Source organism: Bradyrhizobium sp. JHI2711 (assembly GCF_056156565.1).
Window position 1 is genome coordinate 722,843 of record NZ_JBPZPT010000002.1, and the last position, 14,486, is coordinate 737,328.

12 protein-coding genes are annotated in these 14,486 nt (G+C 63.8%); 6 read left to right on the forward strand and 6 right to left on the reverse strand.

Annotation, left to right across the window (positions count from 1 at the left end):
* Window positions 1-120 precede the first annotated feature (120 nt).
* Window positions 121-2,370, forward strand: a complete 2,250-nt coding sequence (locus tag ACTEK7_RS15890; protein WP_036020373.1) for a TonB-dependent siderophore receptor — start codon at window positions 121-123, stop codon at window positions 2,368-2,370.
* 31 nt (window positions 2,371-2,401) lie between these two features.
* Here the strand turns inward: ACTEK7_RS15890 and ACTEK7_RS15895 are convergent, their stop codons facing one another.
* Entirely contained in the window at window positions 2,402-2,755 is a 354-nt protein-coding gene (locus ACTEK7_RS15895; RefSeq protein ID WP_370142355.1) for a hypothetical protein, read from the reverse strand.
* 653 nt (window positions 2,756-3,408) lie between these two features.
* Here ACTEK7_RS15895 and ACTEK7_RS15900 point away from each other — a divergent pair.
* Complete coding sequence (locus ACTEK7_RS15900) at window positions 3,409-3,741, forward strand: PRC-barrel domain-containing protein (RefSeq protein ID WP_036001758.1); 333 nt, start codon at window positions 3,409-3,411, stop codon at window positions 3,739-3,741.
* A gap of 47 nt (window positions 3,742-3,788) precedes the next feature.
* Here the strand turns inward: ACTEK7_RS15900 and ACTEK7_RS15905 are convergent, their stop codons facing one another.
* The 4 genes from ACTEK7_RS15905 to ACTEK7_RS15920 all read right to left on the reverse strand — a co-directional run bounded on the left by ACTEK7_RS15905 (window position 3,789) and on the right by ACTEK7_RS15920 (window position 6,624).
* Window positions 3,789-4,223, reverse strand: a complete 435-nt coding sequence (locus ACTEK7_RS15905; protein ID WP_109142172.1) for a VOC family protein — start codon at window positions 4,221-4,223, stop codon at window positions 3,789-3,791.
* A 119-nt stretch (window positions 4,224-4,342) separates the two neighbouring features.
* Window positions 4,343-5,074 carry an AraC family transcriptional regulator gene (locus ACTEK7_RS15910; RefSeq protein WP_225113437.1) on the reverse strand — a complete coding sequence of 244 codons (732 nt, stop codon included), beginning with the start codon at window positions 5,072-5,074 and terminating at the stop codon, window positions 4,343-4,345.
* 243 nt (window positions 5,075-5,317) lie between these two features.
* Window positions 5,318-5,713 (reverse strand): group II truncated hemoglobin, encoded by a 396-nt coding sequence (locus ACTEK7_RS15915; protein ID WP_057028463.1) that lies wholly within the window; start codon window positions 5,711-5,713, stop codon window positions 5,318-5,320.
* Window positions 5,714-5,715: 2 nt separating this feature from the next.
* Window positions 5,716-6,624: a helix-turn-helix transcriptional regulator gene (locus ACTEK7_RS15920; protein WP_225134355.1), complete on the reverse strand. Its 909-nt coding sequence runs from the start codon at window positions 6,622-6,624 to the stop codon at window positions 5,716-5,718.
* Window positions 6,625-6,745: 121 nt separating this feature from the next.
* Between ACTEK7_RS15920 and ACTEK7_RS15925 the strand changes: the two genes are divergently transcribed.
* The 4 genes from ACTEK7_RS15925 to boxB all read left to right on the forward strand — a co-directional run bounded on the left by ACTEK7_RS15925 (window position 6,746) and on the right by boxB (window position 12,720).
* The gene (locus ACTEK7_RS15925) at window positions 6,746-8,287 is read left to right on the forward strand and encodes a benzoate-CoA ligase family protein (protein WP_225147460.1); all 1,542 of its coding nucleotides are present in this window, start codon (window positions 6,746-6,748) and stop codon (window positions 8,285-8,287) included.
* 255 nt (window positions 8,288-8,542) lie between these two features.
* Window positions 8,543-9,355, forward strand: a complete 813-nt coding sequence (locus ACTEK7_RS15930; protein WP_225147459.1) for an alpha/beta fold hydrolase — start codon at window positions 8,543-8,545, stop codon at window positions 9,353-9,355.
* Window positions 9,356-9,479: 124 nt separating this feature from the next.
* Window positions 9,480-11,168 (forward strand): 2,3-epoxybenzoyl-CoA dihydrolase, encoded by a 1,689-nt coding sequence (boxC, locus tag ACTEK7_RS15935; protein WP_225147458.1) that lies wholly within the window; start codon window positions 9,480-9,482, stop codon window positions 11,166-11,168.
* Between the two features lie 100 nt (window positions 11,169-11,268).
* Complete coding sequence (gene boxB / locus ACTEK7_RS15940) at window positions 11,269-12,720, forward strand: benzoyl-CoA 2,3-epoxidase subunit BoxB (RefSeq protein WP_225147457.1); 1,452 nt, start codon at window positions 11,269-11,271, stop codon at window positions 12,718-12,720.
* Window positions 12,721-12,877: 157 nt separating this feature from the next.
* Here boxB and ACTEK7_RS15945 read toward each other — a convergent pair whose 3' ends face one another.
* A complete protein-coding gene (locus ACTEK7_RS15945) occupies window positions 12,878-14,449 on the reverse strand; it encodes a winged helix-turn-helix domain-containing protein (RefSeq protein ID WP_225147456.1) in 1,572 nt (523 codons plus the stop codon).
* Between the last annotated feature and the right edge of the window lie 37 nt (window positions 14,450-14,486).

The following is a 14,486-nucleotide window of genomic DNA, read 5'->3' on the forward strand; positions in this document are numbered from 1 at the left end:
TTTGCGCAGTCGCAAAGGCGTCGGGCGTCTCGATCTGATTACTCCCGGGTGGTCCAAAGACGGAGCTTGGGGAAGACAATGAGGCGTGGCGACGGACAGACGTTCGGTTGGGAACGGTTGATGAAGGCTGGTCTGGGGGCGGCCGGTCTGGGCGTGGTTTTGCAGGTGACACCGACCCTTGCACAGGTCTCCGGGACCAATTCGGGATCGACGGCCGCGTCATTGCCGCCCGTCACCGTGGAGGCGCCGAATCAGGTGCGCCCGCGCGCCGTGTCTGCCCAGCGCAATTCACCGTCGCAACGCGGCCGTGTCGCGGCGCAACGCAATGCCGCCTCCAGGCAAGCCGCAAGCCAGGATGCGCGCGAGGCAGGTGGCGGTCGCGCCACGATATCGAGCGAGAACAGCTACGTTGCCAGCAGCAGCTCCGCCGGCACCAAGACGAACACGCCCCTGCTGGAGACGCCGCAGTCGATCTCGGTCGTGACGCGCAAGGAGCTCAACGACCGCGCCGTGCAGACGCTGACGCAGGCAGTCGGCTATGAGCCGGGCGTGCGCATCGATGCCTCGGGCTACGATCCGCGCTTCGACGCCATCTCGATCCGCGGCTTCGACATCACCTATAACGGCATCTATCTCGACGGCCTGCGTCTCGTCGGCGCTGGCCTTGGCGTGTTCAAGACGGAGCCCTATGGGGTCGACAGCATCACCGTGGTCCGCGGCCCGAGCTCGGCGCTCTACGGCCTCGGCTCGCCAGGCGGACTGATCGATCTGCAAAGCAAGCTGCCGACCAGCCAGCCTTTCCACGAGGTGCAGACGCTGTTCGGCGATCGCGAACGCGTTCAGGGCAATTTCGATTTTTCGGGGCCGATCGATCCCAACGGCCAATTCTCCTATCGGCTGACCGGCATGGTGCGAGACGCCGACGTGTTCGTACCGGGCGGCAAGGACAACCGCACCTATGTCGCTCCCGCCGTCACCTGGAGACCCGACCAATCGACAACCCTCACGCTTCTCGGCGCCTATCAGAAATCGAAGACGCCGGGCTCGATGTTCACCTATTCTTCGGGCATCGGGACGACGACGGACATCTTCACGGGCAGCCCGTCCTACAATTCGCTCGACCAGGAGCAGGGGCGCATCGGCTATCTGTTCGAGCACGCGTTCGACAACGCCGTGACCGTCCGCCAGAAATTCCGCTACGTCGATCTCGACGCTGTCACGCGCTATGTCGGCTTTCTCGGTGCTCCCGTCGGCAACGTCGTGTCGCGTTATACCGGCTACGTCCACGACACGCTGCAATCGGCCATCATGGACAACCAGGTCGAGGCGAAGCTCTCCACCGGCCCGGTGCAGCACACGCTTCTGGTCGGCACCGACTACACATCGTCGAAGTTCACCGACAAGCAGGGGTTCGGCTTCGGCGTGTCCGATCTCAATCTGGCTGCGCCGGTCTATGCGCCGGAATCCATTCCGGATCCCGCGATCTCCTCGTCCACGGCGCAGCGGCAAACCCAGTCCGGCGTCTACATTCAGGACCAGACCAAACTCGACCACTGGATCCTGACGCTGAGCGGCCGCAGCGACTGGGTCCGCACCACCGGCGAGGACCGGTTCGCGCTGACAAGACAGACGCAATCTGATCAGGCCTATAGTGGGCGGGCAGGCCTGACCTATTTGTTCGATTCCGGTGTGGCGCCCTACATCGCCTATTCGACGTCGTTTTTTCCCAATCTCGGCGTCGATCCCTCAGGCGCCTTCTTCAAGCCGACCACCGGCAAGCAGACCGAGATCGGCGTGAAGTATCAGCCGCCGGGGACGCGAAGCCTCATTACCGCTGCCGTGTTCGACCTGACGCAGGATGGCGGCCTGGTGACGACGGGCACCGGCGTGACGGTCCAGCGCGGCGAAATTCAAAGCCGCGGCTTCGAATTGCAGGGGCTTGCAAGCCTCGGCAATGGTTTCGACATCACCTCGTCCTACACCTATCTCGACATGGTCACCAAGCAGGCCGGCGACAGCGCGCTGGTCGGCAAGTTTCCGTCGGGCAATCCTCCGCACACCGTGACGCTGTGGGGCAATTACGCCCTGCCGCTGGCTGGTCCCTTCGCGGGCCTGAGCGTCGGTGCCGGCGCGCGCTACATGTCTTGGAGCTATGGCGACGACGCGAACACGTTCAAGAACAGCTCGGTGACCCTGGTCGATGCCGCGCTGAAATACGATTTCAGCCAGGCCGCAAAGGAGCTGAAGGGCCTCACGTTCCAGGTCAACGCCAAGAACCTGTTCAATGTGCACTACACGACGTGTCAGGTCGGTTACTGCTACCGGGGCGCGCCGCTGACCGTCATCGCCACGCTCGGCTATCGCTGGTGAGCGGAGCTGCCGGGCGGGCGTCGCCGGACAATTACCAATAGATCCCGTGGCGGTGCAGTTCGCGGATCACGCGGGCTTCGACAGATGGCTGCCGGCGTTTCGGCTTTGGCGCTTCGGTCGTCTTTGCCGGCGTCGTGCTTGATTGCACCGGAGCTGCGGCGGTCGGTGCCGTTGCGGCGGGTGCGGTCGGCGTCTGGACGTTTGCCGGTGACGCTTGCGTCGCCTGCGGCGGCACGGCGGCCGGCGCGGCCGGCTGCTCGGTGGCCGGTTGCTTCGAATCGGCCGCCGCCAGACTAAGGCTCCGCGAGCCTCCGGCATGGGCTTGGCTTGCGAGCAGCGACATCGCGGCGATCAGGATCAGCTTGCGCATGGCAATCCCCGTCATCTGGTCAATCGATCTTACCCAATTCCCCTGGGCTTCATGGACCTAACGCGCGAGGCGGTGCGTGCCGATCTCGATCAGGGTGGTCCGGCAGGACAGGCGATAGATCAGGCTGAAAAGTTGACCCCACATGACCGAACTCCGTTGTTGATCAATGCAGACAATTCTAGACCGCCTGCCTTTCCGGCGTTTTTCGCCGGGTGAGGAAAATGGCTTCGTCCGGGGGCGGCGCGATGTCGTCGCAACAGTCCGGAAGAAGTCGCCTCACGCGGGCGTGAAGCAGCGCGCCGAGCGGGGCCGATCGGATTCCGATCAAGGCCGGTAGTTCTCCCGGGATGAAGCGCCCGCAGCGCGGCAGTAACGTGCGGGCGCCTCAGCCCCGGTTATTGTATGAGTTCCGATCGCCAAGACGATCCGCCGATCCTCATCTGCTCAAAATGCAGGCGGCCAATGAAGTTCCTGACGACACTACCTGGAATAGTCACGCTGCCTGCGGAGCACGTTTATCATTGCGTCCAGTGCCGTCGCGTCGACACGATTCGGCTGAAGTGACGCTCTGGTGGCCGGGGCGGGCCGCTTACAGCAGTTGTAGCTGCTCCCGCCGCCGCGAAACCGGTGCTATAATATCGTGAACAGACGAGAACAGGGAGGACACCATGAACCACACCATGGTTCCCAGTGATCGCGTGGAGCACGTCGCCGTCTACGGACGCGACGGCACGAAGCTCGGCACGATCGAGCGGTTGATGCTCGACAAGATGAGCGGAACGGTTGCCTATGCCGTGATCAAGACCGGCGGGCTGCTCGGTACGCGTCACCATTATCCGCTGCAGTGGAGCGCGCTGAAATACGATCCAGCACGGCAGGCGTTCCAGACCGAGCAGACGCTGGACGAACTCAGCAGCGGCCCGTGCGAGTTCGATGGCGACGCGTTCGACTGGGGCGACCGCTCGCGGCCCTACCCGCATCCGCATTACTGGTCGGTCTAGCGAGCAAGACGGTTCGGCCGCGGAGCAGTATTTGACGCGAGCGCCCGCTATCCCGCGAGCGGCGGCTCGCCGACCTTGGGCCAATAGGTCCCGAAGCTCCAGAGCCCGCCCTCCGGATCGCGTGCGGCGAAATCGCGGCTGCCATAATCGGTCGTGTAGGGCTCCATCTCGATCTCTGCACCAGCGGATTTCACCTTCGCATAGAGCGCGTCGGGATCATCGACAGCCAGATAGACGGCATCCGTCCGCCGGCCGCCGATGTCGCCAACCAATTTGCCGTAGGCGTCGTCGCGATGCGCGCCCAGCATGAGGATCGACGATCCGAACGCCAGCTCGGCGTGAACGACCGTGCCCTCCTTGCGGTACACCACCCGTTCGGTGAAGCCGAGAACGTCCTTCAGCCAGGCGATCATCGCCTCGGCATCCTTGCAGCGCATGGTGTGGTAGAGGCGCGGCGCTTCGTAGCCGTTCGGCTGGTTCATGACACTCTCCAGGTTCGGTGCAAGCTTGTTGCGAAGCCGACCCTAGTTCGGATCATGGCGGCCGGCTTGAACAAATGGGACCTGACCGTGCCTCGCGCCGTCTTGCCGCTGTTTTGGCGCTAGCCCCCGCCGTCCCGCATCAGGCGTGAATCGACGACATCGAGCCGCGCGGCCCATCCGGTCGGCGTCTCTCCGCTGAACATCCGGAAATCGCGAGCAAGATGTGCCTGGTCGGCATAGCCGGCGTCCGCGGCAATGGCCGCCCAGCCGCCTGCGCCATCCGTCCGGGCCAGGACGCAAGCGCGATGAAAGCGCAGCATCTGGGCCAGCGTCTTTGGCGGAGCGCCGATCTCGCGGTGGAAGCGGCGTGTGAGATGCTTGCGGCTCCAGCCGATGTCGGAGGCAATGTCGGCGATCCTGACCGCGCCCGCGCCTCGCCACAGCGTCTCCAGCGCGAAGGCGACCTCAGGCGAGGGCTCGTGTACGGCGCGGCGAAGCACGAAGTCTTCGACGATCTCGAATCGTCGCTGCCAGCCGGCCGCCTCGGCCACCCTGGCGCGGAGCTCCCTGCCGTGCCGTCCCAGAATGTCGTCGAGCCCGACGATCCGCGCGGTCAGATCGGGCACGGCGCCTCCGAAGAAGCGATACGCCCCGAGCGGCGTGAAATCGACCTGAACGCATTCGGCGCGCCCGTCGGATTCGATCACGACCGGCCCAGGAAACAGACCCGCTGCGAAACTCGGCCGCGCATCGGCGGTGTCCGGTCGGTGTCCGAGCGCAATGCGGAAGGGCGTTCCCAAATTCACCAGCAGAGGCAGTGCAAGCGGCGCGGCGTGGCGGAAGGCGGCCAAGCCGATCCCGCGCTCGCGGTAGAAGGAAATGCTGGAGATCAGCCGCGCAAGACGCGGCGAGGGCGGTCGACGGATGACATCGGGAGGTGCGTCCATCACGCGCTAACGCTCCGTCACTTCGCGCTCCATGCGTATGGTGTCGCAGAGCATGTCGGTCATGCCTGGAGCTTAGCAGGCGATCGCAGCGGAACTCAAATGACCCGGTGCGTGGCCGTCGAATTGCGCCGAAGCGCTGCCGCCCCGTCACGGCCGGTTGCGCATCCAGTCGGCCAGGCCCGCTATCGCCTTGTCGAGATCCTGGCGCGCGGCGGCGTCGGTGATCGTCTCCTCCAGCGCGCCGCGCATGCAGAGCATCCAGGCGTCGCGCTCGGCGTCCCCAATGGCGAAGCCGAAATGGCGCTGGCGCAGCCGCGGATGACCTTTCTCGGGTGTATAGAGCCGCGGGCCACCGGTCCATTCGGTGAGATAGCGCTTCAGCACGTCCCTGATCAGGCCAAGGTCGTCCGCATGCATGGCGCGGATGATCTTCGCCTCCGGCAGCGTGTCCATGCGGTCGTAGAAGCGGTCGACGAGGGCGTCGATCGTGGCGCTGCCGCCGATCCGCTCGAACATGGAGGTGGCGACGTCGGTGGACGTCATCGCTACAGCGCCACGCTGCGCAGGCCGAAGCTGCGGGCTTCGTTCTGCAGCACCGGCCGCACCGCATCGATCAGGCGTGCGGCGGCGGCATCGACGGAGAGGCCGGCGGTATCCACCACCGCGGTCGCGCGCGAATACAACGGCTCGCGGCTGAGCAGGATGTTGCGCAGCTCCGTCATCGCCGAGCGATCATCAGCCATCGGGCGTAGATCGCCCTGGCGACGCACGCGCGCCATGTGCTCCTCGGGCTCGGCCTTCAGCCAGATCGTGTAGAACGAGGAGAGGACCTGATCGAAGGTCAGGGGCTCGGAGACGATGCCGCCGCCGGTTGCCAGCACCATCAGCTCGTTGCGCGCGAGCAGCTGTTGCAGTGCCGCCTGCTCCATGCGTCGAAAGCCTTCCTGGCCGTACAGCGCGATGATCTCGGCGACCGAGAGCCCGTTCTGCTGCTCGACCTCCTTGTTGAGTTCGACGAAACTCCAGCCGATCTTCTTCGCCAGCATCCGCCCAAGTGTGGACTTGCCCGCGCCGCGAAGGCCGATCAGCGCGATCCCGCAGAACGGCGCGCGGCGGGGCGCGCTTGCGCTGCCGCCGGAGAGCAGATCCTTGGCCTGAGCAATCTGCGCGGGCGTCGCCTTGCGCAGGAGGTCGCGAAACATCTGCCAGTCCGGCGTCGGATCGGCGCTGGGCAGCAAATCTTCGAGATGGGCGCCCATCGCGTCGGAGACGCGGCGCAGCAGCACGATCGAGACATTGCCCTTGCCGCTCTCGAGCTGCGCGATGTAGCGCTCCGAGATCCCCGACACCTTGGCGAGCACTTTGCGCGACATGCCGCGCAGCGCGCGCATGGTGCGCACACGCTGGCCGAGTTGTTCGAGGAAGCGGGATTCGGCGTCGGGACTTTCGGTCATGAGTCTTCTTTACAGGGGTCCTGCGGCGCGTTTTAATGAAACATAGTGCCTGCTGGCATTGACAGCAAGCCGCCGTGGTGTCTTTCTATGAATTATAATTCTAAATTCCGGGGAGATGTCCGTGAGCGAGGGATCCTATAACGCGGTGACCTGGCTGCTCGACCGTAACGTCGACGAAGGCAGGGGCAGCAAGCTCGCCTTCGACGACACCGTCTCGCGGCTCACCTATGGCGAGCTCCAGCAACAGACCCGGCGCGCGGCCAACATGCTGCGCCGGCTCGGCGTCCGCCGCGAGGAGCGCGTGGCGATGATCATGCTGGATACAATCGATTTCCCGATCGTGTTCCTGGGCGCGATCCGCGCCGGCATCGTGCCGGTGCCGCTCAACACGCTGCTGACCGCGGACCAATACGCCTACATCCTCGCCGACTGCCGCGCGCGCGTGCTGTTCGTGTCCGAACCGCTCTATCCCGTCATCAAGGACGTTGTCGGCCGCATGCCGGATCTCGAGCATGTCGTGGTCTCCGGCGCCAAGCAGAACGGCCACAAGCAGCTTGCCGAAGAGCTCGCTGGCGAGAACGATCAGTTCACCACCGCCGTGACGCATCCGGACGAGCCGGCGTTCTGGCTGTACTCGTCGGGCTCGACGGGCATGCCGAAGGGCGTGCGCCATTTGCATTCCAATTTGCAGGCCACTGCCGACACCTATGCCAAGCAGGTGCTCGGCATCCGTGAGAGCGATGTGTGTCTCTCCGCGGCGAAATTGTTTTTCGCCTATGGCCTCGGCAATGCGCTGACCTTCCCGATGTCGGTCGGCGCCAGCGTGATCCTCAACAGCGAGCGGCCGACGCCGGCGCGCATGTTCGACCTGATGAATCGCTACAATCCCTCGATCTTCTATGGCGTGCCGACCTTGTTCGCCGCGATGCTCAACGACGAGACCATGAAGAGCGAGCGCGGCGGCAAGGCTTTGCGCATCTGCACCTCCGCCGGCGAGGCGCTGCCGGAATCCGTCGGCCACAGCTGGAAGGCACGGTTCGGTGTCGACATTCTCGACGGCGTCGGCTCGACCGAGCTGTTGCACATTTTTCTGTCGAACGCGCCCGGCGACATCAAATACGGCTCGTCCGGCAAGCCGGTGCCCGGCTATGCGGTGCGGCTCGTCAACGAGGCCGGGCAGGACGTCGCCGACGGCGAGGTCGGCGAGCTCCTGGTCGATGCGCCCTCGGCCGGCGAGGGCTACTGGAACCAGCGCCACAAGAGCCGCCGCACCTTCGAGGGGCCGTGGACCCGCACCGGCGACAAATACATTCGTGACGCCGAGGGCCGCTATACCTTCTGCGGCCGCGCCGACGACATGTTCAAGGTCTCCGGCATCTGGGTCTCGCCGTTCGAGGTCGAAAGCGCGCTGATCACGCATCCGGCCGTGCTGGAAGCTGCCGTCGTGCCCGAGGCCGATCCAGAAGGACTCCTAAAGCCGAAAGCCTTCGTCGTGCTGCGCCCCGGCGCCAAGACGACGGATTTGCAGGAGATGCTCAAGGAGCACGTCAAGCAGAAGATCGGCCCCTGGAAATATCCGCGCTGGATCGATGTGGTGGAGTCCTTGCCGAAGACGGCGACGGGCAAGATCCAGCGCTTCAAGTTGCGCGAGGGCGCGCATTGATGGTGCAGGCGGCGAACTGGCTTCCTTACCCTCCCCTGGAGGGGTCCGGGACGAGCGTAGCTCGCCCGTGGGTCGGCACGCGATCGAGCGTAGCGAGACGCGTGACGGGTTGGGTGATCTTTCCACGGGCACCGCATCCGTGGAGAACCTGTCACCCCACCCCGCTTCACATCTCGCTGCGCTCGCTGTGAATCGACCCTCCCCCTCCAGGGGAGGGTGGGCATCTCGGCATTGGCTAGAAATGGGAATTCGACCATGACCAATCTCACCCCCAGCGGCTTCCTCAGCATCGGTGGCGCCAGCCTCGAATACAGATGGCTCGCTCCGCTAGCCCCCGACGCGCCCACCATCGTGATGCTGCATGAGGGCCTCGGCTCCGTCGGCCTCTGGGGTGATTTCCCAGAGAAGCTGCAGCAGGCCACGGGCGCGGGCATCTTCGCCTATTCGCGCGCAGGCTACGGCCAGTCCAGCCCGGTCGCACTGCCGCGGCCGCTCGACTACATGCATCGCGAGGCGCTGGACGTGCTGCCGAAGCTGCTCGACATGATCGGCTTCAAGCGCGGCCTCCTGCTCGGCCATTCCGACGGTGCCTCGATCGCCACCATCTATGCCGGGGCGCATCAGGATCACCGCCTCAATGGGCTCGTGCTGATCGCGCCGCATTTTGTCGTCGAGGACATCTCGATCGAATCCATCGCCGCGATCAAGACGACGTTCGAGACCACGGACCTCAAGACAAAGCTGGCGCGCTGGCACAAGGACGTCGACAACGCCTTCCACGGCTGGAACGGCGCCTGGCTCGATCCAAAGTTCCGCGATTGGGATATCTCCGAATACCTCGCATACATCCGCGTGCCCGTCATGATCGTGCAGGGCACAGATGATCAATACGGCACGCTGCGCCAGGCCGAGATCGCGCAGGAGGAATGTTACTGCCCGGTCGACCTGAAGATCATGGCTGGCGCGGCGCATTCCCCGCATCGCGAGGCCGCGGGGCCGACCCTCGATGCCATCATGCAGTTCGCAAAAGCCGCCTTGCGGGACGATCCGGGGCTTCAGGCTGCATGAAACCCATGCGCACCGATATGAAGCAAAGTGCATGTGAGTCCGAGATTCGGGCTGGACTAACCCAGTAAGATGCACTATTGTGCATCTAACGCTCCAGATGCATAACCAAGCTTAAGGGTGGCTCATGGCCGGGGAAGATCGGCGCCTCGCAGGCGGCGCGACATTCATCGATTTCCAGACCGAACCGTCCCGCTACAAGCATTGGAAGCTCGCGGTCGACGGTGACGTCGCAACGCTGACCATGGACGTCGACGAGAATGGCGGCCTGTTCGAGGGCTACCAGCTCAAGCTCAATTCCTACGACCTCGGCGTCGACATCGAGCTGGCCGATGCGATCCAGCGCCTGCGCTTCGAGCATCCGCAAGTGAAGGTCGTGGTGCTGCGCTCGGCCAAGAACCGCGTGTTCTGCGCGGGCGCCAACATCCGCATGCTCGCGGGCTCCACCCACGCGCACAAGGTGAACTTCTGCAAGTTCACCAACGAGACCCGCAACGGCATGGAAGATTCGTCGGAGAATTCCGGCCAGCGCTTCATCACCGTGGTGAACGGTTCGGCCGCCGGCGGCGGCTATGAGCTGGCGCTCGCGACCGATCACATCATCCTCGCCGACGACGGCTCGTCCGCCGTCGCGCTGCCCGAAGTGCCGCTGCTCGCGGTGCTGCCGGGCACCGGCGGTCTCACGCGGGTGGTCGACAAGCGCAAGGTGCGCCGCGACCACGCCGATGTCTTCTGCACCATCGAAGAGGGCGTGAAGGGCAAGCGCGCCGTGCAATGGCGCCTCGTCGACGAGATCGCGCCGAACTCCAAGCTCGAGGCCAAGATCGCCGAGCGCGCCAAGGAATTCGCAGGCCAATCGAAGCGCAAGGGCAGCGGCAAGGGCATCGCACTGACGCCGCTCAGGCGCCTGATCGACGAGAACAGCATCCGCTACGGCTTCGTCACCGTCGATATCGATCGCACAGCGCGCATCGCCACCATCTCGATCAAGGCGCCGGAGACCGCGCCGCCCGCCGACATCGACGGCATGATGGCGCAAGGCGCCTCGTTCTGGCCGCTGCAAGTGGCGCGCGAGCTCGACGACGCCATCCTGCACTTACGCATCAACGAGCTCGAGATCGCGATGCTGGTGTTCAAGAGCCACGGCGACCGCGCCCATGTGCTCGCCAGCGATACGTTCCTCGAAGCGAACAAGGCGCACTGGCTGGTCAACGAGATCAGGCATTACTGGAAGCGCGTGCTCAAGCGCGTCGACGTCACCTCGCGCACGCTGGTGACGCTGGTCGAGCCCGGCTCCTGCTTTGCCGGCACGCTCGCCGAGCTCGTCTTTGCCGCCGACCGCTCCTACATGCTGATCGGCACCCGCCAGGGTGACAATCGTCCGCCGCCGTCGATCGAGCTGTCCGCCATGAATTTCGGCCCCTATCCGATGAGCCACGGCCTGACACGGCTGGAATCGCGCTTCCAGGCCGATCCGTCCGATTTGGAGCGCGCGGAAGCAACGCTCGGCACCAGCCTCGATGCGGAGCAGGCCGAAGAGCTCGGCCTCGTTACCTTCGCGCTCGACGACATCGACTGGGACGACGAGGTCCGCGTGTTCCTCGAGGAGCGCGCCAGCTTCTCGCCCGACAGCCTTACCGGCATGGAAGCGAGCCTGCGCTTCGTCGGCCCCGAGACGATGGAATCGAAGATCTTCGCGCGCCTCACCGCCTGGCAGAACTGGATCTTCCAGCGCCCGAACGCCGTCGGCGAGGAAGGCGCGCTGCGCCGCTACGGCAGCGGCCAGAAACCGAAATTCGATATGACGCGAGTCTAGCGAGTAGGGAGTGGCGAATGGCGAATAGGGGATGCCCATTCGCTACTCGCCATTCGCCATTCGCCCTTTCAAACGAGCTAGTCCCACACGGGAGGTCCACATGAACATGAACATCATGAACGTCGACTACTCGACCAAGATTCCCAACAACGTCAATCTCGCCGAAGACCGCCAGGTGCTCAAAGCGCTGGAGGGCTGGCATCCCGGTTACATGGACTGGTGGAGCGACATGGGCCCCGAGGGCTTTCAGGAATCGCTGGTCTATTTGCGCACCGCTTACTCCGTCGATCCGCGCGGCTGGGCCAAGTTCGATTATGTCCGCATGCCCGAATATCGCTGGGGCATCCTGCTTGCGCCGCAGGAAGAGAACCGCGTCGTGCCGTTCGGCGAGCATTATGGCGAGCCGGCCTGGCAGGAAGTGCCGGGCGAGCATCGCGCCATGCTGCGCCGCCTGATCGTGATCCAGGGTGACACCGAGCCGGCCTCGGTCGAGCAGCAGCGCCATCTCGGCAAGACCGCGCCCTCGCTGTACGACATGCGCAACCTGTTCCAGGTCAATGTCGAGGAAGGCCGTCACCTCTGGGCGATGGTCTATCTGCTGCAGAAATATTTCGGCCGCGACGGACGTGAAGAAGCCGATGATTTGCTGCGCCGCCGCTCCGGCGATGCCGACGCGCCGCGCATGCTGGGCGCCTTCAACGAGGCGACGCCGGACTGGCTGTCCTTCTTCATGTTCACCTACTTCACCGACCGCGACGGCAAGATGCAGCTGCATTCGCTGGCGCAGTCGGGCTTCGATCCCTTGTCACGCACCTGCCGCTTCATGCTGACGGAGGAAGCGCACCACATGTTCGTCGGCGAGACCGGCATTACCCGCGTCGTGCAGCGCACCTGCGATGCGATGAAGGCGGCCGGCATCACCGATCCCACCGACATCGCGAAAGTCCGCGCGCTCGGCGTCATCGATCTTCCGACCATCCAGAAGAAGCTGAACCTGCACTACACGCTGTCGCTCGACCTGTTCGGCTCGGAAGTCTCGACCAACGCGGCCAACGCGTTCAACGCCGGCATCAAGGGCCGCTACCACGAGACCCAGATCGAGGACGATCACCAGCTCAAGAACTCCACCTATCCGGTGCTCAAGCTGATCAACGGCGAGGTCAAGCTGGTCGACGAACCGGCGCTGACCGCGCTCAACATGCGCCTGCGCGACGATTACAGCCAGGATTGCGTCAAGGGCATGCTGCGCTGGAACAAGGTGATCTCGACCGCCGGCTACGACTTCAAGCTGACGCTGCCCAACGTCGCCTTCCACCGCCACATCGGCGAGTTCAAGGACGTGCACGCGACGCCCGACGGCATCCTGATCGATGATGCCACCTGGGCCAGGCGCAAGGACGAATGGCTGCCGTCGGCCAGCGACGGTGACTTCATCACCTCTTTGATGCAGCCCGTGACCGAAACCGGCAAGTTCGCCTCCTGGATCTCGCCGCCCAAGGTCGGCATCGACAACAAGCCGGGCGATTTCGAGTACGTGAAGATCGAGTCGTAGGGCGCTTGCGACGCACCACGACCGTTCCACACCCATAAGCGTCATCGCCCGGCTTGACCGGGCGATCCAGTATTCCAGAGGCGGTGTGATAGACGCGAGGCGCCGCGGCGTACTCACACGCCAGCCTGCCCACCGCCTGCTTGCCCCAAGAACAAAGCTATTCGGGTAGTCCCGCCTTGATCATCGCTTCCAAGAGTTCCGCTCTAAGCTTGGGCGAATAGTGCGGGGCAGCCACAGTTGATCGTCGAGAGCCAGAAGATCGGCGGAGAATTTCTGCCATCAGCTTTTGAGCGTCGTCCAATCGTCCAGCGCCCACGTAGCAGAGGATGGCCTGAGCCATTCCTACATTAAACGCCGGGGGGAAGGCTCGAACGGCTTTGTCAGCCCACTCACCCGCTTCGGCATGTCTGCCGGCGTTGTGATGCGCTAGAGCAAGTCCCAGCATTGCGTTGTAGTTGAAAGGATCGCGCGGACTTAGGTGCAGAGCCAGCTCAAGGTCCGCAACGGCGGCATCGGATTCGCCTTGCCAACCGCGAATGAGGCCCCGCGCGTGAAGTGCGGGTCCATAGGTTGGATTGAAGTGGATGGCGCGCTCGACCAATTCAACCCCGCCATTGAGGTCGAGCGCGAACCAGAACAGGAGAAAGCCCACAACGGTTAAGGCCATTGCGTCGTCTGCCCCAAGCTCCTTTAAACATTCGGCAATCTGCAAGACCTGAGCGTTGTCTTCGACAAAGTCTCCAGGCCAATTGTTGGCCCTTCGCCACGCTATGCAAGTTGCAACACCGCCATACGCAGGCGCAAAGCTGCGATCAAGAGCAATCGCTTGCTCGAAATGCCTCGAAGCAGCTTCATTATTCTGTGGAGTGGTTGGGAAACGAATATGAGGCAAACCGCGATAATACGCTGTCACCGCATCGATGTTACCGGTCCTTTTTCGACTGGCTCTGTCGATCTCGGCACGATCGACTTCTGGAGCGATGGCCCCGACCACGTGTAGCGCGACCTGGTCCTGTAAATCGAAAACGTTTCCCAAAGCACCTTCAAACCGATCGGCCCAAAGGTGCGCGCCAGTTGCAACATCGATCAATTGTGCATTGATTCTTAGCTGCGACCCTCCCTTGCGCACACTGCCTTCGAGCACGTATCGCACGCCAAGCTCCTGTCCGACGCGCTTGATGTCGACAGCCTTACCTTTGTAGGTGAACGAGGAGTTGCGAGCGATGACAGAGAGCGTCCTGAAGCGCGAGAGAGCAGTAATGATATCGTCAACCAACCCATCGGCGAAGTATTCTTGTTCTGGACGGGCCGGCATGGATTGGAACGGCAACACGGCAATCGCGGGTTTGTCGGACGGCGCGGGAGCTAGTGTCGAGGGTTGAAGTGCGTCATTTGGGACCGCAGCGTCATCCTGTCCGCCGATTTCCTGCACGCTGCCAATGAAGCGAAAACCCTTCCTCTGTAGCGTCTTAATGAGGCGCTGCTGATCGCCGGCATCATGGATTGCGGCGCGCGCTGCATTGAGGCGGGTCGCAAGCGCGGCATCCGAGATGGCGCGGCCGCCCCAAATGGCGGAAATCAGATCGTCCTTGCTAACCACACGCTGGCGGTTGCGGATCAAGTAGAGAAGCACGTCGAAGGCCTGCGGCGTCACCGAAACCGCATCGATCCCCCTGCGCAGCTCCCGCTTGTCGGCGTCGAGCGCAAAGTCTTCAAACAGATAGCGCATCAGCTCGTCCGTTCCTCCAGCAGCGCGAGCGTAGCAC